This is a genomic window from Xanthobacter dioxanivorans (genome assembly GCF_016807805.1).
GTDB lineage: Bacteria > Pseudomonadota > Alphaproteobacteria > Rhizobiales > Xanthobacteraceae > Xanthobacter > Xanthobacter dioxanivorans.
This window is the reverse complement of sequence record NZ_CP063362.1, coordinates 4,368,191-4,392,990: the sequence shown is the minus strand read 5'-3', so window position 1 is coordinate 4,392,990 and position 24,800 is coordinate 4,368,191. Positions and strand designations below refer to the sequence as shown.

At 69.1% G+C, this 24,800-nt stretch carries 22 protein-coding genes and 3 tRNA genes; 4 read left to right on the top strand and 21 right to left on the bottom strand.

What is annotated here, in order from left to right; all coding sequences use genetic code 11:
• Positions 1 to 120 precede the first annotated feature (120 nt).
• A complete protein-coding gene (locus EZH22_RS20475; RefSeq protein WP_203192297.1) occupies positions 121 to 1,299 on the top strand; it encodes a glycosyltransferase in 1,179 nt (392 codons plus the stop codon).
• A gap of 28 nt (positions 1,300 to 1,327) precedes the next feature.
• On the opposite strand, the gene EZH22_RS20470 is transcribed toward EZH22_RS20475, so the two are convergent.
• The 3 genes from EZH22_RS20470 to EZH22_RS20460 form a co-directional block, all read right to left on the bottom strand.
• On the bottom strand, positions 1,328 to 2,362 hold the full coding sequence (locus EZH22_RS20470) for a FecR family protein (protein WP_203192296.1): 1,035 nt from the start codon (positions 2,360 to 2,362) through the stop codon (positions 1,328 to 1,330).
• Positions 2,363 to 2,375: 13 nt separating this feature from the next.
• Entirely contained in the window at positions 2,376 to 3,767 is a 1,392-nt protein-coding gene (locus EZH22_RS20465; RefSeq protein ID WP_203192295.1) for a tetratricopeptide repeat protein, read from the bottom strand.
• A 217-nt stretch (positions 3,768 to 3,984) separates the two neighbouring features.
• Positions 3,985 to 4,260 (bottom strand): hypothetical protein, encoded by a 276-nt coding sequence (locus EZH22_RS20460; RefSeq protein ID WP_203196838.1) that lies wholly within the window; start codon positions 4,258 to 4,260, stop codon positions 3,985 to 3,987.
• Positions 4,261 to 4,502: 242 nt separating this feature from the next.
• Between EZH22_RS20460 and EZH22_RS20455 the strand changes: the two genes are divergently transcribed.
• Together EZH22_RS20455 and EZH22_RS20450 are read left to right on the top strand one after the other, a co-directional pair.
• Complete coding sequence (locus tag EZH22_RS20455) at positions 4,503 to 5,435, top strand: ring-cleaving dioxygenase (RefSeq protein WP_203192294.1); 933 nt, start codon at positions 4,503 to 4,505, stop codon at positions 5,433 to 5,435.
• Between the two features lie 77 nt (positions 5,436 to 5,512).
• The gene (locus EZH22_RS20450) at positions 5,513 to 6,178 is read left to right on the top strand and encodes an alpha/beta hydrolase (protein WP_408647618.1); all 666 of its coding nucleotides are present in this window, start codon (positions 5,513 to 5,515) and stop codon (positions 6,176 to 6,178) included.
• 4 nt (positions 6,179 to 6,182) lie between these two features.
• On the opposite strand, the gene EZH22_RS20445 is transcribed toward EZH22_RS20450, so the two are convergent.
• From EZH22_RS20445 to EZH22_RS20405, 9 genes are all read right to left on the bottom strand, one after another.
• Positions 6,183 to 7,028 carry an SGNH/GDSL hydrolase family protein gene (locus tag EZH22_RS20445; protein WP_203192293.1) on the bottom strand — a complete coding sequence of 282 codons (846 nt, stop codon included), beginning with the start codon at positions 7,026 to 7,028 and terminating at the stop codon, positions 6,183 to 6,185.
• Between the two features lie 252 nt (positions 7,029 to 7,280).
• Positions 7,281 to 7,357, bottom strand: a tRNA-Asp gene (locus EZH22_RS20440).
• 469 nt (positions 7,358 to 7,826) lie between these two features.
• Positions 7,827 to 7,902, bottom strand: a tRNA-Val gene (locus EZH22_RS20435).
• 383 nt (positions 7,903 to 8,285) lie between these two features.
• Positions 8,286 to 8,564, bottom strand: coding sequence for an HU family DNA-binding protein (locus EZH22_RS20430; RefSeq protein WP_203192292.1), 279 nt, complete (start codon positions 8,562 to 8,564; stop codon positions 8,286 to 8,288).
• A gap of 323 nt (positions 8,565 to 8,887) precedes the next feature.
• The gene (gene lon, locus EZH22_RS20425; protein WP_203192291.1) at positions 8,888 to 11,305 is read right to left on the bottom strand and encodes an endopeptidase La; all 2,418 of its coding nucleotides are present in this window, start codon (positions 11,303 to 11,305) and stop codon (positions 8,888 to 8,890) included.
• A 357-nt stretch (positions 11,306 to 11,662) separates the two neighbouring features.
• Positions 11,663 to 12,931 carry an ATP-dependent Clp protease ATP-binding subunit ClpX gene (gene clpX / locus EZH22_RS20420; protein WP_203192290.1) on the bottom strand — a complete coding sequence of 423 codons (1,269 nt, stop codon included), beginning with the start codon at positions 12,929 to 12,931 and terminating at the stop codon, positions 11,663 to 11,665.
• Positions 12,932 to 13,343: 412 nt separating this feature from the next.
• Positions 13,344 to 13,979, bottom strand: coding sequence for an ATP-dependent Clp protease proteolytic subunit (locus EZH22_RS20415; RefSeq protein ID WP_203192289.1), 636 nt, complete (start codon positions 13,977 to 13,979; stop codon positions 13,344 to 13,346).
• Positions 13,980 to 14,171: 192 nt separating this feature from the next.
• Positions 14,172 to 15,521 (bottom strand): trigger factor, encoded by a 1,350-nt coding sequence (gene tig, locus EZH22_RS20410; protein ID WP_203192288.1) that lies wholly within the window; start codon positions 15,519 to 15,521, stop codon positions 14,172 to 14,174.
• Between the two features lie 211 nt (positions 15,522 to 15,732).
• Positions 15,733 to 15,817 (bottom strand) — tRNA-Leu (locus EZH22_RS20405).
• A 391-nt stretch (positions 15,818 to 16,208) separates the two neighbouring features.
• Between EZH22_RS20405 and EZH22_RS20400 the strand changes: the two genes are divergently transcribed.
• Positions 16,209 to 17,486 carry a multicopper oxidase family protein gene (locus EZH22_RS20400; protein ID WP_203192287.1) on the top strand — a complete coding sequence of 426 codons (1,278 nt, stop codon included), beginning with the start codon at positions 16,209 to 16,211 and terminating at the stop codon, positions 17,484 to 17,486.
• A 30-nt stretch (positions 17,487 to 17,516) separates the two neighbouring features.
• Here EZH22_RS20400 and thiL read toward each other — a convergent pair whose 3' ends face one another.
• The 9 genes from thiL to exbD form a co-directional block, all read right to left on the bottom strand.
• A complete protein-coding gene (gene thiL, locus EZH22_RS20395; protein ID WP_203192286.1) occupies positions 17,517 to 18,512 on the bottom strand; it encodes a thiamine-phosphate kinase in 996 nt (331 codons plus the stop codon).
• Between the two features lies 1 nt (position 18,513).
• Entirely contained in the window at positions 18,514 to 18,963 is a 450-nt protein-coding gene (gene nusB, locus EZH22_RS20390; RefSeq protein ID WP_231711071.1) for a transcription antitermination factor NusB, read from the bottom strand.
• 26 nt (positions 18,964 to 18,989) lie between these two features.
• Positions 18,990 to 19,481, bottom strand: a complete 492-nt coding sequence (ribH, locus tag EZH22_RS20385) for a 6,7-dimethyl-8-ribityllumazine synthase (protein ID WP_203192284.1) — start codon at positions 19,479 to 19,481, stop codon at positions 18,990 to 18,992.
• Between the two features lie 60 nt (positions 19,482 to 19,541).
• Complete coding sequence (locus tag EZH22_RS20380; RefSeq protein WP_203192283.1) at positions 19,542 to 20,153, bottom strand: riboflavin synthase; 612 nt, start codon at positions 20,151 to 20,153, stop codon at positions 19,542 to 19,544.
• Between the two features lies 1 nt (position 20,154).
• Complete coding sequence (gene ribD / locus EZH22_RS20375; protein ID WP_203192282.1) at positions 20,155 to 21,306, bottom strand: bifunctional diaminohydroxyphosphoribosylaminopyrimidine deaminase/5-amino-6-(5-phosphoribosylamino)uracil reductase RibD; 1,152 nt, start codon at positions 21,304 to 21,306, stop codon at positions 20,155 to 20,157.
• Complete coding sequence (nrdR, locus tag EZH22_RS20370; RefSeq protein WP_203192281.1) at positions 21,303 to 21,821, bottom strand: transcriptional regulator NrdR; 519 nt, start codon at positions 21,819 to 21,821, stop codon at positions 21,303 to 21,305. Before nrdR ends, ribD begins: the two co-directional genes overlap by 4 nt.
• Before the next feature lie 82 nt (positions 21,822 to 21,903).
• The gene (gene glyA / locus EZH22_RS20365; protein ID WP_269902887.1) at positions 21,904 to 23,217 is read right to left on the bottom strand and encodes a serine hydroxymethyltransferase; all 1,314 of its coding nucleotides are present in this window, start codon (positions 23,215 to 23,217) and stop codon (positions 21,904 to 21,906) included.
• A 293-nt stretch (positions 23,218 to 23,510) separates the two neighbouring features.
• The gene (locus EZH22_RS20360) at positions 23,511 to 24,344 is read right to left on the bottom strand and encodes an energy transducer TonB family protein (protein WP_203192280.1); all 834 of its coding nucleotides are present in this window, start codon (positions 24,342 to 24,344) and stop codon (positions 23,511 to 23,513) included.
• Positions 24,341 to 24,799, bottom strand: coding sequence for a TonB system transport protein ExbD (exbD, locus tag EZH22_RS20355; RefSeq protein WP_203192279.1), 459 nt, complete (start codon positions 24,797 to 24,799; stop codon positions 24,341 to 24,343). The genes EZH22_RS20360 and exbD overlap by 4 nt, the downstream gene beginning before the upstream one ends.
• Position 24,800 lies beyond the last annotated feature (1 nt).

Sequence of the window (24,800 nt, the reverse complement as noted above, 5' to 3'; positions counted from 1 at the left end):
TGCCTTCAGAAAAGGCAGTTTCAGGCCAAGCCACCGGTTCGGCTGGACAAGCCTTCCGGGCTCCGCCATGCGAAACATCTGAGGGCAATCCATCGCTGCTGTCCAAGGGAGTCCTGGGTGATGCGGGCCAAGCGCGTGCTGCTGGCGTGGGAACAGGGAGCTGGATTCGGCCACACGACGCAGCTCGCGCGCCTCGGCCGGCGACTGGCGGAGGCCGGCGCGGAAGTGGCAGCGGCGGTCCGCTATCCGGAACTGTCACGCCCGCTGGCAGACGCCGGCATCCGGCTGATGCAGGCGCCACCCTGGCCCGCTCCCGCCCCGCGCCCCGACGACGCCTTTCCCGCTTCCGCTACCCTGACCGACACCCTGGCCCGCGCCGGCCTGCGCGATCCGCAAAGCGTCGGAACCGTTCTGAGGGGGTGGCGCGCCATTCTCGATGCGGAACAGCCGGACCTCCTGGTGTGCGACTATGCTCCCCTCGCCGCGCCGGCTGCGCTTGGACGCTGCGCGGTGATGCAGGCGGGGACCGCCTATTGCCTGCCGCCGGCGCATCTGGTCGACATGCCGGTGCTCCACGCCTTCGCGCCCCCGCTGCATCGCGATGCCGACGTGCGCGACGCCATCAATGCCGCATTCGCCGCCGAAGGGATCGCGCCGCTAGCCGGTATCGGCGCCCTGTTCGCGGGAGACGACGTGTTCGTCCGGACCTTCCCGCTCATCGATCCCTATGCGGACCTGAGGGACCGGCAGGCGGAGGGGCCGGTGCTCTCGGCGCCCATCGGCGAAATGCGGCCCGACGCCCGGGGGATCTTCGCCTATCTCCACACCGACGTGGCGACCCGCCCGGACGTGGCGCGGGCGCTGCTCGCGCTCGGGCGGGCGCTGGAGATCCACATTCCCGGCGCGGCGCCCGCCGTCACCGAACGGCTGCGCGCGGCCGGTGTCCGCGTGCATGAGCATCCCGCTCCCATGGCGGAGGTGCTCGCCCGCAGCCGGCTGATCCTGCATCAGGGCAGCGCGGGCGTCGCCACCGAGGCTCTGCTGGCCGGCGTGCCGCAATTCACCCTCAGCGTGCATGTGGAGCACTATCTGAACGGGGAAGCCCTCGCCGCTGCGGGTTTGAGCCGCAACGTGCCCCTGTTCGATCCCGCCGCGCAGGTGGAGGCGGCACAGATCCGCGCCATGCTGTTCGATGAAGACGCCCTGCTGATCGCGGCTGCGGCGGGCCGCATGCATCGCGCGATGGTCGTCACCGACCCGCTTGACGCATTGACCTGCCGCTGCCTCGCATTGCTGTAGCCGGCGCGTCCGGCATCCCGCGCGCGGATCAGTAGCCGCCGGGACCGCCCGTTCCCGGAAGGCCGCCGGGCAGGCCCGGAAAACCGGGCAGGCCGGGCAGGCTCAGTCCGCCCCCCAAGCCGCCCCCGTAGCCCCCCGGACCGCCGCCGGGGAAGCCGCCATACCCACCACCGTAGCCGCCGCCATAGCCGTAAGGCGGCGGAGCGACCGGGATGGCCACGTTGCCCTGGTTCTGCTGGACCGCGTCCTTGACGATGGTGTCCGCCTCGCCCTGCAGCTGGGTGTTCACATAGCGGCAGGTGGCGGCGGAGAGATCCAGCGTGGTCTGGCCCTGCACCGGCGCGGAGCAGGGGTGGCTCGCCCCCTTGTCGACGGTGGTCACGTCCGGCGTCGGCTCCGGCCGGCCGCCGGTCTGGCTACCGCGGCTGCGCGTCTCGGCGATGATGGTGTCGATCTCGCCCTGCGGCACGCGTGTCGGCCCGGCAATGCCCGAGCGGCCCACCGTGACCATGAAGCCGGGGCGGCGCACCACCACCGTCTCTCCGGACGGGCCGACGATGGTGAGCGTGCCGAACTGCAGGATCGCCTGGGTGACCCCGTCGCGATGGCGGATGGCCGCCACCCCGCCGCGGATGCCGATGGTGGCGACGGGCGTCTTCACCTGCGCCCCGCCCGTATGGCTCGCATTGCCACCCACGAACCGCACCGCGCCCTTGGTCAGCGAGATCGCCATGGAGCCGGTCTTGGCGTTGGGGTCGTAGACGAACTCGTCGATCAGCAGGTTGGAGTTGGGCCCGATGTTGAGGGTCGTCTTGTCGACGAACATCACCTGGACCGAACCCGAGGCGCTGGTCTCGATGCGCTCGCGGTGAATGATGCTGGCGCCGAGCTCCAGCACGCGCGTGCCGGAGGCACCGACGCCGGTGGAGCGGGGATTGACGGCGGCCGCGGTGCCGACCTGGCCGCTCTGCGCGAGGGCCGGCCCGGCCCCCGCCACCAGAGCGAGGGAGGCGACGGAGGCCAGAAGGTGGGCAAGAAGCCGAGCGGGGGTGCTGATGGGCATGGCGCGTCCCTCCTCAGAACCGCACGTTCGGGCCGACGGAAATGCTGAAATTGTCGAACGCGTAGTTCGGCAAGCTCGATTCCGACCAGCTGTACTGGATCTGCGTCAGCAGGCCCCATTGCTCGTGGATCGGCACGTCGAGGGCGAGGCCGACCCGATACTGGTTGTCCACCTGCGTGACCAAGTTTGTGATGAAGGGGTTCGGCGCATCGTAGCTGTAGCGCGAATAGCCGACGCTCGGGATGGCGATCCAGCGGCGGACGCCCCAGAGCCCCTGGAACTCGATGGGGACAGCCACATCCACCGAGAAGTTGTTGTAGGAGAACCAGGGCAGATCGCCGCTCGCGTCATTGTAGGAAAAGCGGGCGCGCCAGCCGACGGTGTCGCTGATGCGGCCGAACATGTTGGCGCCGAGCGTCCACATGCTGCCACTCTGGAAGCCGGCGGTGGGATAGTCCGCCGTGTTCTGGTAGTCGCGCTGGCGCACTTCGAGGAACGGCTCCAGGCCGAACCAGAGGCTGAACGGCGCATAGAGCGAGACGCCCGCGCCATAGGTGCCGAGATAGCCCGCGCCGCCCAGCGCGATGCCGCCGGCGATCACGTAGGCGCGGACGGATGAGCCCGGCAGCTCGTCCGGCAGCAGCGCGAAGCGCGGGCCGGTATTGAACTCGGCGAAGCCCAGGTTGAGCTGATCGAGCTGGAACTGCTGCGAATAATAGAGGTTGAGGTTGCTTTCCCAGACGTCGCCGCGCTGGTTCCCGAAATCGTAGACGTGGCGGATGGTGGCCAGGGCGAAGGCGTTGCCGTCCGCCTGCGCGGCATAGCTCGGCGGCAGCAGCGCCGGCACGCTGCCGCCGAGGATGAGGGTGCTGGACGGCCCGTAATTGGCGTTTGACTGATACCGCACGCCCGCTTGGCCGTAAAAGCTCCACTGGCTGGTTTGCAGCCGGCGGTCGATCTCCACCAGATACGCCGCGACATTGTCCAGTTCGGACGCGCTCAGCTCCGTCGACTGGGCGATGGGCTGGAAATAGGAGCGGGCGGATTCATAGGCGCCAAGGCGGTAATAGAGCCGCCCCAGCTCCAGCTTCACCCGCACCAGCCGCGGATTGTAGAAGAGGATGCGCTCGTAGACGCCGATGGCGGCTTCGTAATCCCCCACCTCGACCGCCCGGCGCGCCAGCCGGAACGCAAGCTCCACGTCCGCCGGCCGCTGCATCGACTGATGGAAAAGGGTGTTGAATTCCAGATCCGCGTCGGCCGCCGCGGTCTTCTGCTGGGCAAAGGCCGCCGACGAGGCGCACCCCGCCAGCAGCGCCGCGAACGCAACCGCCCGCGCGCCCTTGCGCGGCCTTGGCCGCGCATTGGATTCCGCAACAAAATGAATGTTTTGCTTCACCAGCATGCCCGATCTTCCGGCGATTGCTGGCAAGGCCCCGCCCCTTGCCTTAAGCGCTCATTAACACCTCGCCATCGGAAAAGGGATTCGCGGACCCCGACAAAGATGGAAAATGCTCAACGTTTCCTAAAGGCAAGTGCATTTATGCCACACACACGCACCGCGTGCGTGACCATAGTACCGACGGCCCGGTGCAGGCGACGGGCAACCGCCTGCACCGACGTCACGCGCAATTCCGTGCAAATGTGCGGTCAACGCACCACGCAGCCGACGGGATAGCCGACGCGGGTGCAGTAGACGACACGACGCGGCGAAACCACGACGGCGCGCGGAGCCGGCCGCACGACCACGGCCCCGCGCGCGCCACGCACCCCTTCGGATAGCCCACGGTCTTGCAGTAGACCACCGCATGGCCAGCGCCGCCGGTGGCAAGCAGGCCGAAGCCGGCAAGGACGCCGAGCGTGGCAAGGCGGGCCGCGTTCCGTGCGAATTTTGTCATTGAGACCTCCCCAGCCCGCCCAGCGGGAAGAGGATCTGCCACCGGGGGGCCCTTGGTTCCTAACACGCCCGCCAGATGCGACCAACGTCCGCTGCACCGCCCCGCCTGGGCCGATCACCGACGATCGACGAACGCAGACGTCGCTTGCATAAACGCAATGAGAGCGGCATTTAAATTCTAATTTCATTGCGTAGATTAGCTCCAACGCCGGATCACGACGATCTGGCCAGGAGATCAGCGCCATGCACAGCAACGGCCTTCACCACGTCACCGCCATCGCCGGCCCGGCCGCGCGCAATCTCGACTTCTACACCCGCGCTCTCGGGCTGCGGCTGGTGAAGAAGACGGTGAATTTCGACGATCCGGGCACCTATCACTTTTATTTCGGTGATGCCGCCGGTCAGCCCGGCAGCATCCTCACCTTCTTCCCGTGGGAGCATGCCGGGCAGGGCCGCGCCGGGGTGGGCGAGGCGCAGGAGACCGCGTTCCGCATTCCGGAGGCCTCCGTCGGCTTCTGGAGCACGCGGCTCCTCTCCCTCGGCCTCGCCCCCGACCTGCCGGAGAAGCGCTTCGGCGCCACCGTCATCGGCTTCAAGGATCCGGACGGCATGCGCCTCGCCCTTGTCGGCGTTCCGGGCATCGAGGCCGAGGCCGCCTGGGACGGCGGCGAGGTGCCTGCGGAGCACGCCATCCGCGGCCTGCATTCCGTCACCCTGCTGCTGAAGGAGGCGGGGGCCACCGCGGCGCTCCTCACCGACGTCTTCGGCTTTGCCGAGGTCGGCCGCGAGGGCACCCGCATCCGCTACGCGGCTCCGGGGGACGCCATCGGCGGCATTGTGGACATCCGCGAGGCCGGAGACTTCCTCTCCGGGCGGCAGGGACGCGGCAGCGTGCACCACATCGCCTTCCGGGCGGCGGACGACGCCACGCAGGCCGCCATGGCCGAACGGGTGGCGACGCAGCATGGCCTCCACGTCACCGGCCAGCGGGACCGCACCTACTTCCGCTCGGTCTATTTCCGCGAGCCCGGCGGCGTCCTGTTCGAGATCGCCACCGACGATCCCGGCTTCGCCGTGGACGAGGCGCCCGAAAGCCTCGGCGCGGCCCTCAAGCTGCCGGCGCAATACGAGGCGCATCGCGCCGAGATCGAGGCGGTTCTGCCCGCCGTCGCCTGACCGAATCCCAGCCCGGCCACACCGTGCGGCCGGGCCATTCCCGATTGCCGGCCCGTGGCCGGATCGAGGAGACAGCCATGCCCATGTCCCGAATCGCCGCCCCTATCGATACCGGCGCCCCTGCCCTCGCCTTCACGCACCGCTTCGTTCCCGCATCGGCCACCGGCCTGCCGCCGCTGCTGCTGCTGCACGGCACCGGCGGCGACGAGAACGACCTGCTCCCCCTCGGCCGCATGTTGGCGCCCGGCGCCGCGTTGCTGTCGCCCCGCGGCCGGGTGAGCGAGGCGGGAATGCCGCGCTTCTTCCGCCGCCTGGCCGAAGGCGTCTTCGACGAGCAGGATGTGGTGCGCCGCGCCCACGAGCTCGCCGACTTCGTCGCCGAAGCCCGTGCCGCCTATGGCCTGCCCGCGCCGGTGGCCGTGGGCTTCTCCAACGGCGCCAACATCGCCGCCGCCGTGCTCATGCTGCGGCCGGAAATCCTGGCCGGCGCCGTGCTGCTGCGGTCGATGGTGCCCCTCGCCTCGCCGCCGGAGACGGTCCTGCCCGGTACGCCGGTGCTGATGCTGTCCGGGGCCATGGACCCCATCGTGCCGCGCGAGAATGCGGCGCGGCTCGCCGATCAGCTCGCCGCGCGGGGCGCACGGGTGGAGCACCGCGTGCTTCCCGCCGGCCACGGGCTGACCCCCGCCGACATGTCCGCCGCCCGCCAGTGGCTGGACCTTCACGGCCCGGCCGCAGCCTGACGGCTCAGCGTCCGGCCGGGATCGCCTCCTGATCCTTCGGCCGGGCGCTGCCCGGCTTCGCCGTCGGCGCCGGAGCCGGCTTTTCCTTCACCAGCACGCCGGCGAGGATGGCGGGCGTGATGAGGTCGGCGAGGCAGGCATAGCCGGCATCGCTGAGATGGAAACGGTCCCAGGAGAGCGCGGCGCGAAAGCCCGTTGGATCCTGCGCCGCCCATTGCTTCATCATCCGGTAGCGGCGCAGGAGCGGCACGCCGCGGGCCGACGTGGCCGAGTCCACGGCTGCCACGAAGGCCTCGTATCGGGCGAGGTCGGAGATCGCCGGAAAAAACTGCTGGTCGATCACCAGCGCCGCCGATCCCGACGCCGCGATGGCATCCAGCCCCCGCGCCACCAGTTGGGCCAGGCGGGCGGGATCTCCGCCGAAGATCACGTCGTTGGTGCCGACCTGCCAGATCACCAGATGCGGGACCGGCGGGTGCGAGAGAAAAGCCTCCAGCCGGCCCACGGTGGACGGCGCGCTCTCGCCGGACACGCCGGCATTGGTCACCTCCACCTTGCCCTCGCCCCACTCCTCCGTGAGACGGCGTGCGATCAGGCTCGGAAAGTTGGTCTGCGCGCTCGATGCCCCGACCCCGGCCGTGGTGGACGAGCCGATGGCGAGGATGCGCAGGGGCTCGCCGCCGCGCAGCGCCCGGGCTCCCTGCTCCATCACCAGCGAGGGCGAGGGCCGCTCGTCATCGGGACAGGCAGCTGCGCCATGGGGCGCGGCAAGCATCAGGGCTGCGCAGACAAGCGGAACGAGGCGGAGGGCAGGAAGGGGCATGGGCAGGGAAGACACATAGGGCGGCATCGCGATCGCGATCCTTGATGGCCGACGCACATTCCTCCAGGCCACGCGAGCTTGGCAAGGGTGAAGCGGCCGCAAGCATGCGATTGCCGCCCAATCGCGGTTTCGCAGGAGCCCGGACGAACGAAACGCGCATCGGCGAGCACGCGCTCGACCTGCATCACGGGGTGCGGGCGCTGCGCCTTGCGGACGGAGCCAGCGATCGCGCAACGCGAGGGCCGCCAACGAAATGATGAGGGATTTCAGCACCATGAATGGCGGGAGTGACGGGGCTCGAACCCGCGACCTCCGGCGTGACAGGCCGGCGCTCTAACCAACTGAGCTACACCCCCGAACCGGCGCCGGACCGAACCGTGTCGCCGAGGAGAGCGGCGTGGTACGGCAGCCCTTGGCCCAAGTCAAGCAAGACGGATCCGATTTCGGGGGGATTTGTCCACAGATGCGGCCAAAGCCTTGCCGGCACACATTTCGCGGACGGCCGGGCGGACGCCCGCGGCCCCGGAAACCGCATTCATGACCTGCGCCGCCGGCCGGGCTTTCAGCTTGGACATGGCGGGCGCCCCGGGAATCGCGGCGACACCCGACACCGGCCCGACACCGCCCGCGTCGCCTGGTGTCCGACCCATGTCGTGGCAGTGTCGTGTCATGCCAGCCCCGGCCAGGTCCGCCGGCCCCGCTCCGCCGGTCCGGCGCGCCGATGGCTCGCAGCCGGGGCCGGCACCGGCGAGCGTGCGCAACCGCCGCCCGGATGACGGGGGAAGCGGATGGCCCGGATCAGGACGAGAAGAAGATGGATGGTCGTGGTGGGCGGTGACGGGCTCGAACCGCCGACCCTCTCGGTGTAAACGAGATGCTCTACCAACTGAGCTAACCGCCCGCGCCGCTGGTGCGCAGGCGCTATAGTCTCCGCCGCCGCCCACCGCAAGGGTGCCCCGGCGCCGGACTGCGGCGCATCGTCGGAATTCGTCCGGGGATGAGCGCGCGCCCCCGGAATCCAGCCGTGGACGAAAGGACGCAACAGCAACCGCCGCCGCGTCTCAGGGAACCGCAAGTCGCGATTTGAAAGTGGAAGCGGGGCGAGGCTGTGAAGCGCCCCTGCAGCCTTGATGCGCCGGTGACACCCCCGCCATGCTGGCCGCGGCGTGAGCTCCAGGCGCCGTCCCGATGCTCACCGGGACCGGCTTCACTCCTTTGCTCCGGGACGCTCCGCCCGCGGCTGAGCGCAGGGCGTGAGCGTCCGCGAAGCGACCTGAAGGTCGATCAGCCGTTGACGGCTTCCTTCAGACCCTTGCCGGGGGTGAACTTGGGAGCCTTGGAGGCCTTGATCTTCACCGGCTTGCCGGTGCGCGGGTTGCGGCCTTCACGGGCAGCGCGCGTCACCACGGAGAAGCTGCCGAAGCCGATCAGCTTGACTTCCTCGCCCTCTTTGAGCGCCTTGGCGATGATGTCAAAGGTGGCGTCGACGGCCGCGGCTGCAGCCGTCTTCGTCAGCTTCGCCTCTTCGGCCACCGCGGCGATCAGTTCGTTCTTGGTGGTCATCTGACCTTTCCTTCCGTTGTCAGAACGCGAATCGTGCAGGGACAAGCCCCGACGAACGGCGCGAGCATCACGGAAAATATGGCTTTTGCAAGCGTGATCCGCCTCAAACCCGCGCCAATGCACGATTTCTCGCTGTGCGCCTGCGAAGGGAACCGCCTGCCGCGCGGCTCCCCAAGGCCTCGCTTCGCCCGCTAAGCCATTGAAAAGACGAAGGGCGTGCACCGCTCCCCCCGCCAAGCGGGGAGAAACGGCAACACGCCCTCCAAATGTTCGAGGAAAATCCTTGAACCGGGCCGGGTTGCAGGCAACCCGGCCCTTCAGGCTCAGTGCGCCACCACGCCCGGGGTCTCTTCGCCCGCCACCGGAGCATTCACCGGGCGCTCTTCCCAGGTGATCGGCACCGGCGGGCGGACGAGGGCGTTGGCGAGCACCTCGTCCATGCGGGAGACCGGAACGATCTCCAGCGCGTTCTTCACGTTGGCCGGGATGTCCGCCAGATCCTTGGCGTTCTCCTCGGGGATGAGCACCTTCTTGATGCCGCCGCGCAGGGCCGCCAGCAGCTTCTCCTTGAGGCCACCGATGGGCAGCACGCGGCCGCGCAGGGTGATCTCGCCGGTCATGGCCAGGTCGCGGCGAACCGCGATGCCCGTCATCACCGAGACGATGGCGGTAGCCATGGCGACACCCGCGGACGGGCCGTCCTTCGGGGTCGCCCCCTCGGGAACGTGCACGTGGATGTCGCGGCGCTCGAACAGCGGCGGCTCGATGCCGAAGTCCACCGCCCGCGAGCGGACGTAGGACGCCGCCGCCGAGATGCTCTCCTTCATCACGTCGCGCAGGTTGCCGGTGACCGTCATCTTGCCCTTGCCGGGCATCATCAGGCCCTCGATGGTGAGCAATTCGCCGCCCACCTCGGTCCAGGCGAGGCCGGTGACGACACCCACCTGATCCTCGCTCTCCACCTCGCCGTAGCGATAGCGGGGCACGCCGAGGAACTCCTCGAGGTTCTTCGGCGTCACCTTCACCGACTTCTTCTTCGCGATCATGAGCTCCTTCACCGCCTTGCGGGCGAGGGTGGAGATCTCACGCTCGAGATTGCGCACGCCCGCTTCCCGCGTGTAGCGGCGGATGAGGGTGAGCAGCGCCTCGTTGTCGATGGTCCATTCCTTGGCGGTCAGGCCGTGCTTCTGGATCGAGTTGGGGATCAGGTGCTTGCGCGCGATCTCCACCTTCTCGTCTTCCGTGTAGCCGGCGATGCGGATCACCTCCATGCGGTCCAGAAGGGCCGGCGGGATGTTCAGCGTGTTCGCCGTGGTCACGAACATGACGTTCGACAGGTCGTAGTCCACCTCCAGGTAGTGATCGTTGAAGGTGTGGTTCTGCTCGGGGTCCAGCACCTCCAGCAGGGCCGAGGACGGATCACCGCGGAAATCGGCGCCCATCTTGTCGATCTCGTCCAGGAGGAAGAGCGGGTTCGACTTCTTGGCCTTGCGCATGGACTGGATGACCTTGCCCGGCATGGAGCCGATATAGGTCCGCCGGTGGCCACGGATCTCCGCTTCGTCGCGCACGCCGCCGAGGGCCACGCGCACGAACTCGCGCCCCGTCGCCTTGGCGATGGACTTGCCCAGCGAGGTCTTGCCGACGCCGGGGGGGCCGACGAGGCACAGGATCGGGCCGGTCAGCTTGTTGGCGCGGCTCTGCACGGCGAGGTACTCGACGATGCGCTCCTTGACCTTGTCCAGGCCGTGGTGGTCGCTGTCGAGGATCTCCTGCGCGTAGTTGAGGTCCTTCTTGACCTTGCTCTTCACCCCCCACGGAATGGAGAGCAGCCAGTCAAGATAATTGCGCACCACGGTGGCTTCCGCCGACATGGGCGACATCTGCCGGAGCTTCTTCAGCTCGTGCGTCGCCTTCTCGCGGGCTTCCTTGGTGAGCTTGGTGCGCTTGATGCGGTCTTCCAGCTCCTGCAGGTCGTCCTTGCCGTCCTCGTCGCCGAGCTCCTTCTGGATCGCCTTCATCTGCTCGTTGAGGTAGTACTCGCGCTGGGTCTTCTCCATCTGCCGCTTGACGCGGGTCCGGATGCGCTTTTCCACCTGGAGCACGGAGATCTCGCTCTCCATAAGGCCCAGGACCTTTTCGAGACGATCGGAAACCTTGAGGGTCTCCAGCACCGCCTGCTTCTCCGGGATCTTCACGGCGAGGTGCGAGGCGATGGTGTCGGCGAGCTTGGAGTGGTCGTCGATCTGGCCGACGACGCCCACGACCTCGGGCGACACCTTCTTGTTGAGCTTCACATAATTCTCGAACTCGGTGACCACAGAGCGGCCGAGCGCCTCGGCTTCCACCAGGTCACCGGTCTCGTCGTTCAGCGTGATGGCCTCGGCCTCATAGAGGTCGGTGCGATCCGTGTACCGGGTCACCTGCGCGCGGCTGACGCCTTCCACCAGCACCTTCACGGTGCCGTCGGGCAGCTTCAGCAGCTGGAGCACGGTGGCGAGCGTGCCCACCGAGAAAATGGCCTCGGCGGCGGGATCGTCATCCGATGCATTCTCCTGCGTGGCCAGCAGGATGTAGGTGTCGCCGCGCATCACCTCCTCGAGGGCGCGAATGGACTTCTCGCGGCCGACGAAGAGGGGAACGATCATGTGGGGAAACACCACGATGTCGCGGAGCGGGAGAACCGGGAAGGTCTGGGCCACTCCGGCAACGAGCGGTGGGCGCGGCTTCTGGCTCGTCATGACGCAATCCTTTCAAGAAGTGCACGCGCCGGAACAGGACGCAATTGGACGCTGCCGCGCGTGCACGCGGCCGGAGACGGGTGTGGAATTTCAATGCTGAAGCGGCGGATGCCGCAGGAGGCACGAGGTCCGACCCCCGAGACCGGAACATTCGAAAAGTAGATGGACACGCAACCTGCCCGTTTCAAGGGCGACCCGTTTACGTCTGTGGGGAGAGGGCGGATCGCTGCCGCGGCGGCGACCGTCATCCCCCGTTTCCCGCCCCCGGCCGTGCCACGGCCCGGGACCCGAACCCGACCCGAGCCCCAGCCTCCCCCCTCGCCGCAAGGTCGGGGGAGAGGCATGGGGTCCAGGCCACTACGCACTGGCGCCGGCGTCGCCGACGCGATCCGCGTAAATATAGAGCGGACGCGCATTCTGCTCGACGACCTCCCGGCTGATCACCACCTCTTCCACCCCTTCGAGACCGGGGAGGTCGAACATGGTGTCGAGCAGGATGCCCTCCATGATGGAACGAAGCCCGCGGGCGCCGGTCTTGCGCTCGATCGCCTTGCGGGCGATGGCGCCGAGGGCTTCCTCGTGGATGGTGAGGTCGACGCTCTCCATCTCGAACAGCCGCTGGTACTGCTTCACCAGCGCGTTCTTCGGCTCGGAGAGGATCTTCTTCAGCGCCTCCTCGTCGAGGTCACCCAGCGTCGCCAGCACGGGCAGGCGGCCGATGAACTCGGGGATGAGGCCGTACTTCAGCAGATCCTCGGGCTCCACCTCGCGGAACAGCTCGCCCGGGCGACGATCCTCGGGCGGGGCCACCTTGGCCTGGAAGCCGATGGAGGTGGAGCCCTTCGAGCGCGACGAGATGATCTTGTCGAGGCCGGCGAAGGCGCCGCCGCAGATGAACAGGATGTTGGTGGTGTCCACCTGCAGGAACTCCTGCTGGGGATGCTTGCGCCCGCCCTGGGGGGGAACGGAGGCCACCGTGCCTTCCATGATCTTCAGCAGCGCCTGCTGCACGCCCTCGCCCGACACGTCGCGGGTGATGGAGGGATTGTCGGATTTGCGACTGATCTTGTCGATCTCGTCGATGTAGACGATGCCGCGCTGCGCCCGCTCGACGTTGTAGTCGGCGGCCTGGAGCAGCTTGAGGATGATGTTCTCCACGTCCTCGCCCACGTAGCCGGCTTCGGTCAGCGTGGTGGCGTCGGCCATGGTGAAGGGCACGTCGAGGATGCGCGCCAGGGTCTGCGCCAGCAGCGTCTTGCCGGAGCCGGTGGGCCCGATCAGCAGGATGTTGGACTTGGCGAGCTCCACGTCCCCGTGCTTGGAGGCGTGGTTGAGGCGCTTGTAGTGATTGTGCACCGCCACCGAGAGGACCTTCTTCGCGTGGTCCTGCCCGATGACATAATCATCGAGGACCTTGCGGATCTCCTTCGGGGTCGGGATGCCATCCCGCGACTTCACCAGAGAGGACTTGGACTCTTCCCGGATGATGTCCATGCACAACTCGACGCACTCGTCGCAGATGAACACGGTCGGTCCGGCGATGAGCTTCCTGACCTCATGCTGGCTTTTGCCGCAGAACGAGCAATAAAGCGTGTTCTTGCTGTCGCTGCCGCCGGTCTTGCTCATCTTCGTCTCCTACGATCTACCGACCCGGACACGCTATGTGTCCGTTTCGCTAGGATCACATATGGGGATTGGACGAAGCAAAAAGCTCGCCAATCCCGAAACGGTGATTGGTTCGCAAGAGCCAATCACCCCGAGGCGACACGATCAAGGCAGGGAAGCGACATTCCCCAAATGGCGAATTGCCGGAAAAATAAACATCCGGCCGATCACGCGCGCCTTCATCGCGTCGTCCGCCCCATCCTGAGCCGAGGGTCCTGCCGAAAGGTGAAGACCCCGGAACGCAACGGCCCCCGCCTTTTCGAGGCAGGGGCCGACTACGCGGCATCCGATGCCGGCTTAATGACATGCAAGCGCGATCTTGCACCGCACGCAAGGGGGGGAATTTCGAGAACACCCCCCGGGCTGCGCCGGATCAGGCCGCCTTTGCGGTCTCGTCGGTCGGGCGCTTGTCGATCACGGAATCGATCAACCCGAAGTCCTTGGCGGCGTCCGAGGTAAGGAAGTTGTCGCGTTCCAGCGCGTCCTCGATGGCCTTCAGCGGCTGCCCGGTGTGCTTCACATAGATTTCATTCAGGCGCTTCTTCAGGTTCAGGATCTCCTGCGCGTGCAGCATGATGTCCGTCACCTGGCCCGAGAAGCCGCCGGACGGCTGATGGACCATGATTCGCGCGTTCGGCAGCGCGAAGCGCATGCCCTTCTCGCCCGCGGTCAGCAGCAGCGAGCCCATGGAGGCCGCCTGGCCGATGCAGAGCGTGGACACCGCAGGCTTGATGAACTGCATGGTGTCGTAGATGGCGAGGCCCGACGTCACCACTCCCCCGGGGGAGTTGATGTACATCGAGATCTCCTTCTTCGGATTGTCCGCCTCCAGGAACAGGAGCTGCGCCACGGCAAGCGTCGCCATGCCGTCCTCGACCGGGCCGGTGAGGAAGAGGATGCGCTCCTTCAGGAGACGGGAAAAGATGTCGTAGGACCGCTCGCCACGGTTGGTCTGCTCGACCACCATGGGGATGAGGTAATTCATATAAGTATCGACAGGATCACGCATCGTCAGTCCTCAGGGCGCGGGGCGGCGGCACGCCGGGCGGGCGGGCCGCGCAATTTCGTCGCAGGACGGGAGCGGCCTCCGAGCCGGCCCCGGCCCCCCGCATCGCGCGGGGCGCAAGTGCCGTCTCCGACCTCAGGAAAAGAGACCGTCTCCCCGATCGGATGACCATCCCATCGGAACGAACTCCGCCCCTCAGGCGGCCTTCTCGTCGTCCTCTTCCTTGTAGAGCTCTTCCTTGGTGACCGTCTTCTCGGTCACGTTGGCGAGCTCCAGAAGGAAATCAACGACCTTCTCCTCGAACAGGGGTGCACGCACGGAGGCCAGCGCTTCGGGGGTGCGGCGGTAATAGTCCCACACCTGCTGCTCCTGGCCGGGGAACTGGCGGGCCCGTTCCACCACCGCGCGGGTCACCTCGTCGTCGGAAACCTGGATATTGTTGCGCTCACCGATTTCCGCAAGCACCAGGCCGAGGCGCACGCGGCGTTCGGCGATGCGGCGGTAATCCTGGCGGGCTTCCTCTTCGGTGGTGCCCTCGTCGGCGAAGGTGCGGTTCTGGCCGGCGAGGTCTTCCTGCACCCGGCCCCACACGCCGGCGAACTCCTGTTCCACGAGGCCTTCCGGCACGTCGAACCGGTGCGCGGCGTCGAGGGCGTCGAGGAGGGCGCGCTTCACCTTCTGGCGGGCGGCGCCGGCATGCTCCTGGGTGATGCGCCCGCGCACCGTCTCCTTGAGCTTGTCCAGGCTCTCCTGGCCGAGGGTCTTGGCGAACTCGTCGTCGATGGCGATGGGGCCGGCCGCGTCCACCGACTTCACCGTCACCTCGAAGGTGGCGGCCTTGCCGGCGAGTTCCTTGGCGGCATAGGTCTCGGGGAAGGTGACCTGGAGGGTGCGGCTCTCGCCGGCCACCGCGCCGACCAGCTGCTCCTCGAAGCCCGGGATGAAGCCCTTGGAGCCGAGGAGGACGTCGATGTTCTCGCCCTCGCCGCCGGGGAACTTCTCGCCGTCCACATAGCCGGTGAAGTCGATGGTGACGCGGTCGCCGGTCTCGGCGGCGCCCTCCTTGGTGGCGAACGGCCGGTTGGAGTCGGCGATGCGCTGGATGGTCTCGTCCACCTCGGCGTCGCTCACGTCCACCACCAGCTTCTCGATGGCGATGTCCTTGAAGTTGCTGAGCTCGATCTTCGGCAGGATCTCCAGCTCCACGTCGTAGGCGAGATCCTTGCCGCCATCGAGCAGGGTCTCGCCCTGCTGGCCGTCGGAGAGCTTCACCTTCGGCTGGAGGGCGAGCTTGAAGCCGTGCTCCTCAACGAGCTTGCCGTTGGTCTCGTTGACCGTCTGCTCGATCACCTCGGAATAGACGGACTTGCCGTAGACGCGCTTCAGGTGCGCGGTCGGCACCTTGCCGGGGCGGAAGCCGTTCAGCTTCACCTGGCCCTTGAGCTCGTTCAGCCGGGCGTCGGCCTTGGCGTCGAGGTCGGCGGCGGACACCACCACACGGAACGCGCGCTTGAGGCCATCGGCCTGGGTCTCGGTCACCTGCATCGTCTTGCCTTCACATCCTGTCCCGCATCACGCGGTATTCCCTGGAAAACCGACGCCTCGCGCCCGGCGGCCGCGCCCGGGGTCCCTGCCGGGACCCGAGGCTGCTGGCACCCAGCGCCGACGACGCATGAGCCGCGACACATGAGCCGCGAAACATGAACCGCGACATATGGGCCGCGATGCACGAGCCGCGATGCATGAGCCGGCGACGTGGTGCGGGCGGAGGGTTTCGAACCCCCACGACTTGCGTCACGGGAACCTAAATCCCGCGCGTCTACCAGTTCCGCCACGCCCGCAGGACCCCCGCGCCGCGGGCGGCGCCGAACGACGCGCACCCGTCGCCGCGTTCCGTCGAGGACGCGCACCATCGAGGCTCAGCCGCTCGCGCGCGCAGCGGCACGCACGGTCGGGTCGGGGCTTATATCACGCTCCCGCGCGGGCGCAGCAAGAAAATGGCGCCCCGCACGGCGGCCGGGCGGCGCCCCGGGAACGGCGGGCGGGCGTCCCCGGCGCCCCTCCCCCGAGGCGGACGGGCCTGCGCCGCACGTTGTCCCGCCGGCGCCCGCGATGCGTCCGCCGGGCCGGGCCGGAGCCGCGCGCCCCGCGCTCTTCACCGTGAAACGCAATGCCGCTTGCCCTTTTTTCGGCCACGTTGGATGGTCCTGCGACCTGGCCCGGAGACGTAGCGTGACCACGCCGATTCCCTCCCGTCGCACCCTCCTCAAGGGGGCCGCAGCCCTCTCTTTCGCCAGCACGGCGGGCGCGGTGCTTCCCGCCCTCGCGCAGGCGCCGGCAGCGACGCCGAAGCCGACCCCCGCACCTGCGACGCTGCCCCTGGCGCCGCCGGTGCCCCTCGCCGCGGCACCGGGCAGCCGGCCGGAGCTCGCCGGGCAGGGCAGCATCGCCCTGTTCAACGACGCCCTACCGGGACCCGTCCTGCGGGTGAAGAAGGGCACCGAGCTGGCGGTATCCGTCAGCAATGGCTTGAACGAAGGCTTCTCCCTGGTCTGGCAGGGCGTGCGCCTGCCGGGCGCCGACGACCTGGCCGGAGCGCCGGTGGCGCCGGGCCACACTCGGGACATCCGCTTCACCCCGCAGGATGCCGGCACCTTCTGGTACCATGCCACCTCCCCTTCCCTTGCCCGCCGGGCGTTGTCGGGCGCGCTGGTGGTGGCGGAGGCCGGCCCCCCGGCCTATGCGTCGGAACACCTTTTGTTCATCCAGTCCTTCCCGCCCGAGAGCGGGGTGCCCATCTTTCCGGTGAACGGGGCCATCTCCCCCACCTTGCAGGGACCGGCGAGCGGGCGCACCCGGCTGCGCCTGGTGAACGCGACGCCCCTGTTCCTGCGCCTGAAGATCCGCGGCCCCGCGAGCTATGTCATCGCGGTGGACGGCCAGCCGGTGGACCAGCCGTTCGAGGTGAAGGACGGACGCGTCAACATCGCTCCATCGGGGCGGGTGGATGTGGCCGCCACCCTCGACGACGCGGACGCCACCATCATCGAGATCGAGACCACGCAGGATCCCATTCGCCTCGCGGTCATCACCCCGGTCGGGCCGGCGGGAACCGCCCCCTCCGGCCCGCCCGCGCCGCTGCCGGGCAACGGCCTGCCGGCGGAAATCCCGCTCAAGGATGCCTTGCGGGTCGAGCTTGCCATCGGCGGCGGCCCGGCCGGCAAGGCCACGGCCCTGGGCAAGGTGAAGGCGGGCAGGAGCGTGGTGCTCACCCTCGTCAACAGCCTCGACGCGCCGGTGTCCGTCGCCATTGCCGGCCATCCGGTGCGGCTGCTGGACGGGCTCGACGACGGTTGGAAGCCTTGGTGGCATGATACCGTGCCAGTTCCCGCCAAGGCCACGGTTCGGGTCGCCTTCCGCGCCGCGACGCCGGGCACCTGGTCCATCGTGGGCCAGCGTGGCGGCGACGGCGAGGTGGTGGCGACGGCGAACTACGAGGTGACCAGCTGAGGCTGGGCTTTTCCCGCTGCCGATGCAGCTTCAGAAATGGCTGAAGCTGCCGGCGCCGAGATCCAGGGGCCGCCCGCCGGCATCGGTCACGTCGAGCCCCTGCCCGTCCCGCGTCTCGCCGATGCGGGCCACCGGCACGCCGGCCCGGGCCGCATCCGCCGCGAAGGCCGGCAGCCGCGCATGGGGCACGCAGGCGACGATCTCGTAGTCATCCCCGCCGCCGAGCACGGTGGCCAGCAAGGCCGGCTCCGCCGCCACCACGGCCGCGGCGGCCGCCGACAGGGGCACCCGCCGCGCCTCGATGCGCCCGCCGCATCCGGACACCCGCAGCATCTTGGCCACGTCCCCGGCGAGGCCGTCGGACACGTCCATGGCGGCCGTCGCGTAGGCGCGCACGACAGGGGCGAGGGCAAGGCGCGGCTGCGGGTGGAGATAGCGGTCGAGCAGGTGGCCGCGCTGTTCGAGATCCAGGCCGGCAAAGGCGCGCCGCGCCGCATCCTGCCTCAGCACCAGGCCGAGGGCCCCGTCGCCGATGGTGCCGGACACGACGATCGCCTGTCCGGGCCCTGCCCCCGTGCGCGGCACGAAGCCGCCCTTCGGAACCGAGCCGAGCGCCGTGAGGGAGATGGTCACCGGACCCGGCGTCGAAACCGTGTCGCCCCCGAGAATCGGGCAGCCGAAGGCCGCCGCATCGGCGCCGAGGGCGGCGGCGAAGGCCTCCATCCAGGCGTCGGGCGTGCCCTTCGGCAAGGCGATGGCGAGCAGCGCCCCGAGGGGGGCCGCGCCCTTCGCCGCGAGGTCGGAAAGGTTCACCCTGAGCGCCTTGCGGGCGATGGAGGCGGGCGGGTCGTCGGGGAAGAAATGCACCCCCGCGACCACGGCGTCCTTGGTGAGGACGAGGTCGCAGCCGTCCGGCGGCGCGAGCAGCGCCGCATCGTCCATGAGGCCGAGAGCGGCGGCGGAGCCGGCGATGGGACGGAAGAAGCGGGCGATGAACCGGTCTTCCCCCGAATCGCCGCTCTGCATGTCAGCCCCCGGAAAACTCGGACGGCCGCGCCTCGCGGGCCAGCGTGTCGAGCACGGCGTTCACCATGCCGGTCTCGTCCCGGTCGAGGAAGGCCCCGGCCACGTTCACATATTCGGTGATGACCACGCGGGCGGGCACGTCCGGCTTGGAGAGAAGCTCATAGGCGCCGGCGCGCAGCACCGCGCGCAGCACCGCCTCCACCCGCTTCAGCGGCCAGCCGTTGGACAGGGCGCCGTCCACCAGCGGATCGATCCGCCGCTGCTCGTTGAGCACGCCTTCCACCACGCTGCGGAACAGCCGCACGTCGGCGTCGGGCATCTCGACGCCCTCCACCTCCTGGCCGAGCCAGTGGCTCTCGAACTCAGCCAGCACGTCGTTCAGGGGCGTGTGGGCGAGATCCATCTGGTAGAGCGCCTGCACCGCGCCGAGGCGGGCCGCGCTCTTCTTCATGGGTTTTGCCGGAGCGTTCGCGTCCCTCATGCTTCGAGCCGGCGTTTGAGGCGCAGCAGGTTGAGCGCCGCCTCGGCCGCGCCGCCGCCCTTGTTGCCCTCGGAGACGCGCGCGCGCTCCCAGGCCTGGGCCTCGGTGTCCACGGTGAGGATGCCGTTGCCCACCGGCAGAGCGTGGGCCATGCCGATTTCCATGATCCCCCGCGCGGATTCTCCCGCCACGATGTCGAAATGGAAGGTCTCGCCGCGGATCACCACGCCCAGCCCCACCGCCGCGTCCACCGCAATGCCGGTGATCTCGGAGGCCTCCAGGGCGATCTCGATGGCGATCGGAATCTCCAGGGCGCCGGGGACGGTGATCACCTCCACCTCGACCCCCGCCGCCTCCAGCGCCTTGCGGGCGCCGGCGAGCAGTTCGTCCGCGAGGGCCTCGTAATACCGGCCCTCAACGATGAGCACCCGGGCCCCTTCGAGCGAGGCGTCGCTGGCGCCCGCGCTTTCCCTGCGCGTCGTGACCATGGGAACATCTCCCGAAATGTGAGGCGCCGCGACCGGCGCCGGAATTGGCCGCGAGGCGTACTAGGCCCGGGGGAACTCCGCAAGCCGGGCGGCGTAGCGGGCCATCAGGTCCACCTCGAAATTGACCGCGTCCCCCGCCTTGACGCCCCCCCAGGTGGTGACCGCCAGGGTGTGGGGAATGAGCAGGCAGGAGAAGGTGTTGCCCTCCACCGTGTTCACCGTCAGCGAGGTGCCGTCGAGCGCCACCGAGCCCTTGGCCGCGACGAAGCGCGCAAGCCGCTCCGGCACCTCGAACACGAAGCGGGTGGTGGTCCCCAGGTCCTCGCGGGATACCACGCGGGCGGTTGCATCCACATGGCCGGACACCATGTGGCCACCCAGTTCGTCCCCCATCTTCAGGGAGCGCTCCAGGTTGATGCGGCGGCCTTGCGACCAGTTGCCCACCGTGGTGATCGCCAGCGTCTCCGGCGCCGCGTCCACGGTGAAGAGCGTGCCGCGCGGCCCGCCGGCCGACACCGACGTGACCGTCAGGCAGACGCCGGCATGGGCGATGGACGCCCCCACATCGATGCCCGCGGCCTCATAGTCGGTCGCGACGGTGAGGGTCTTCACCTCCCCCTTCGCCTCGACCGCGACAATGTCGCCCATGTCGGTGACGATCCCGGTGAACATGTCAGCGTCTCCACAGGCGCACGAGGTGATCGGCGCCGAGTTCGGTCCGCTCCACCTCGGCGAAGCCGACAGGGGCGAAAAGACGGGCGATGGGCCGGCCGGCGAGAACGCCGTAGGCGTCCGGCCCGAGCAGGATGGGGCTGTGGAACACGGCCACCTCGTCGGCAAGCCCGGCCTCGAGGAAGGCGGCGGCGACGCTTGGGCCGCCCTCCACCATCACCCGGGTGACGCCGAGGAGGCCGAGCAGCTTCAGCACCGCCGGAAGGTGCAGCCGCCCCTCGACGCCGCCCCGGGGCACGCGCAGCACCTCGACGCCCTTTTCCGTGAGGATGGCGGCGCGGTCCGCCGGCGCGTCCTCCGCCGCGATCACCCACAGGGGTACGTCGCAGGCGGAGCGGACCAAAGCCGAGGTGAGCGGGATGTCGAGCCCGCTGTCGAGCACGAGGCGCACAGGCGAGCGGTCCTCGTAGCCCTCCAGCCGGCAGGTGAGCATGGGATCGTCCGCCAGCACCGTGCCGAGGCCCACAAGAATGGCGTCAGCGTGGGCGCGCATGAGATGGGCCCGGTCGCGCGCCTCCCGGCCGGTGATCACCGCCGGCTTCGGCCCCGGATGGGCCGCCTTGCCGTCGGCGGACACCGCCATCTTGAGCAGGACATGCGGCCGCCCCTCGGTGACGCGCCGGATGTGGCCGGCATGGTCGGCGAGGGCCTGCTCGGCCCCCACCCCCACCGTGACCCAGATGCCTGCCCCCCGGAGGCGGGCGACGCCGCGTCCCTTCACCCGGTGGTCGGGATCCTCGATGGCGGCCACCACCCGGCGGATGCCGGCGGTGATCACCGCATCGGCGCACGGCGGCGTGCGGCCGTGATGCGAGCAGGGTTCGAGCGTGACATAGAGCGTCGCCCCGCGCGCCGCCGCGCCGGCCTCGGCGAGGGCCACCGGCTCGGCATGGGGACGCCCCGTGGCGGCGGTGGCCGCGGCGCCCACCACCCGGGGACGGCCGTCCACGTGCTGCACCACGACGGCGCCCACGGAGGGGTTGGGCCAAGTGCGCCCGAGCCCCCTTTGGCCGACCTTCAGCGCCTCGGCCATGAAGAACTCGTCCTCCTCCGGGGAGGCGACGGGCTGGGCCGACAGCGGATGCCGGCTCATTCGGAACTCCGCGGCGCGGCGCGGGGTGCGGCCTTCGGCTTGTCCTTCACCGGCTCCGTCTCGCCGTCCTGGGAGAGCTCGGCGAGGGCGTGCTCGAAGTCCTTGGCCTCGCGGAAATTGCGGTAGACCGAGGCGAAGCGCACATAGGCCACGTCGTCGATCTGCTTCAGGCCCTCCATCACCATCTCGCCGATGGTCTGCGAGGTGATGTCGCTGTCGCCCATGCTTTCGAGCTGGCGGACGATGCCATTGATCATCCGCTCCACGCGGTCACCCTCGACGTTGCGCTTGCGCAGCGCCACGTCCACTGATTTTTCCAGCTTCTCGCGCTCGAACGGCACCCGCCGGCCCGAGCGCTTCAGCACCATCAACTCGCGCAGCTGCACCCGCTCGAAGGTGGTGAAGCGGCCGCCGCAATCGGGACAGACGCGGCGGCGGCGGATGCTGGTGTTGTCCTCGGTCGGCCGCGAATCGCGCACCTGCGTGTCGAGGCCGCCGCAGTAGGGACAGCGCATGCTTCACCCCCTCCGGCGCTCAGGCGCTTCCGAGCGCAGTGGATCCCCGCCCGCATGACGAAAACGCGCCGACACGCGCCCCTCAGGGATAGATGGGGAAGCGGGCCAGGAGGCTCGCGACCTTCTCGCGCACGGCGGCTTCCACCAGGCTGTCCTCGTCCGCGCCCTTCTGGGAGAGCACGTCGAGCACCTCGGCGATGAGGTCGCCGACCAGCTGGAACTCCTTCACCCCGAAGCCGCGCGTGGTGCAGGCCGGCGTGCCGAGGCGGATGCCGGAGGTCACGAACGGCTTTTCGGGGTCGAACGGGATGCCGTTCTTGTTGGTGGTGATGTGGGCGCGGCCGAGCGCCCCCTCGGAGGTCTTGCCGGTGAGGCGCTTGGGCCGCAGGTCCACCAGCATCAGGTGGGTGTCGGTGCCGCCGGAGACGATGGCGAAGCCGTGGCCCTTCAGGGTCTCGGCCAGCGCCCTGGCATTCTCCACCACGTTCTTCGCGTAGAGCTTGAAATCCGGGCGCAGCGCCTCGCCGAAGGCCACCGCCTTGGCGGCGATGACATGCATCAGCGGCCCGCCCTGGATGCCGGGGAAGATGGCCGAGTTGATCTTCTTGGCGAGCCCCTCGTCATTGGTGAGGATCATGCCGCCGCGCGGCCCGCGCAGGGTCTTGTGGGTGGTGGTGGTCACCACATGGGCGTGGGGGAACGGGCTCGGGTGGGCGCCGCCGGCCACCAGCCCGGCGAAATGCGCCATGTCCACCATCAGCAGCGCACCGACGCTGTCGGCGATGGCACGCATCTTCGGGAAGTCGATGATCCGCGGATAGGCGGAGCCGCCGGCCACGATCAGCCGCGGCTTGTGCTGGTCGGCGAGCCGGGCCACCTCTTCATAATCGATGCGCTGGTCGTCCTCGCGCACCGTGTAGGGCACCGGGTTGAACCACTTGCCGGACATGTTGACCGGCGAGCCGTGGGTCAGATGCCCGCCGGCGGCGAGGTTGAGGCCGAGATAGGTGTCGCCGGGCTGGAGCACGGCGAAGAACACGCCCTGGTTCGCCTGGCTGCCGGAATTGGGCTGGACGTTGGCGAAGCCGCAGTTGAACAGCTTCTTGGCCCGCTCGATGGCGAGGTTTTCCGCCACGTCCACGAACTGGCAGCCGCCATAATAGCGCTTGCCGGGATAGCCCTCGGCATACTTGTTGGTCAGCACCGAACCCTGCGCCTCGAGCACCGCGCGCGAGACGATGTTCTCGGATGCGATCAGCTCGATCTCGTCGCGCTGGCGACCCAGCTCCGCTTTCACCGCGCCGGCGATCTCGGGATCGGTCTCGGCGAGCGTGGCAGTGAAGAAGCGGTTCATTTCCTCCGAAATGGAGGCGGGGTTCGCGTCCTGCGAGGCCATGGCAGGTCTCCGGTGATGTCGGGGCAACCGGTCAGGACGCGGGTTTTGGCGGCCTTCCGGAGCGGATCCTGCGCTTATCACAGGGCGAAGGTGAAGTCCAAAGGCGGTCGTGCCTCCGCTTGACGCCGCCGCCGCGGCGACCGCCCCATGCCCGCACGCGGGACCGGGTCCTTCCTCACGCCCGGCCGGCCGCCGATCCTGGGGAAAGAACGAGACCCGCATGCGGCGCGAACAGCGCAGCCCTGCGGCACGCGCATGCACGGCGGGCGTCGCACGCTTGCCGGCGCCTCGACCTACTGCGTGAACCGGATCGGCACGCTGAAGGTGAAGGCCTTGCCCTCCGGCGGCGCCGGGAACGGCGAGGCACGCCGTGCCATGGCCACCGCCTCGCGATCCACCACCTCGTCGCCCGACGCCCTGGAAAGCTGCACCGAGGCGACCGCCCCCGTGCCGGTGAGCGCGATGGTGATGCTTGGAACCCCCACATGTCCCGCCTGCGGCCGCTTGTAGCGGCTGAGATGGGAAAACGCCCGCGAGCGCCAGTCGGCCAGGGCCGCCGACCGGATCGCGGCGGAGCCCGGCGAGGGAGCGGCGGTCGTCTGCGCCGTCTCAGCTTCCGAGCGGGGGGCGGCGGCGGTAACGGGCGCCTCGCGCCGGCGCGTCGGCTTCGCCTCCTTCTTCGGGCGCTCCACCTTCGGCTTGGGGCGCTCCCTGGCCTCCTCCTTCTTCGGCTCGGCCTTGGGCAGCACCACCTCCGCCGGTGCCGGGGAGGGATCGACCTCGGGGATCTTCTCGACCACCTGCTCCACCACCGGCTCCGGCGGCGGCGCGGCCTCCTCGGGAATGTCCGGGGCGTCCGGCGTGGATTCGGGCGACTGCACCGCCGCCGGGCCGGGGACGGTCTCCGCCTCGGATGCGACGGAGACGGGGATGGGCGCGAGCTCGATCATCACCGCCGCCGTCGGCTCCGCCACGCCGGCCTCGACCTTGCGCCAGAACAGCGCCGCATAGACGACGATCGCATGCACCACGATGATGACGAGCACCGCCGCGCCAAGGCGCAGCACCGTGTCGCGCAGGTGGGTGCGGTCGAAGTCGTGCCAGTGGTGATGGTGGACCGCGCTCACCGGGGCGCCCCTGCCGCCGGCGCGGCCGCCGGGACGGAGGCCTCGCCCTCCAGCCCCACCAGCGCCACCTTCAGGTAGCCGGTGCCGCGCAGGAGATTCATCACCTCCATCACGTCACCATAGGGCACCGACTTGTCGGCCCGCACGAACACCCGCTGCTGGCGGTCGCCGCCGGTGACGCCGTCGAGCGCGGGCCCGAGGCCAGTGCGCGCCACCCCGTCGTCGCCGAGGGAGAGACTCAGGTCCTTCTTGACCGTCAGGAAGAGCGGCTTGTCCGGGCGCGGCTGCGGCTGGGCGTTGGAGGCCGGCAGGTCCACCTTGACGTCCACGGTGGCGAGCGGGGCGGCCACCATGAAGATGATGAGCAGGACCAGCATCACGTCGATGAACGGCGTGACGTTGATCTCGTGGTTTTCGGCGAGGTCGTCCCCGCCATGATCGAGCTTGGCGGCCACG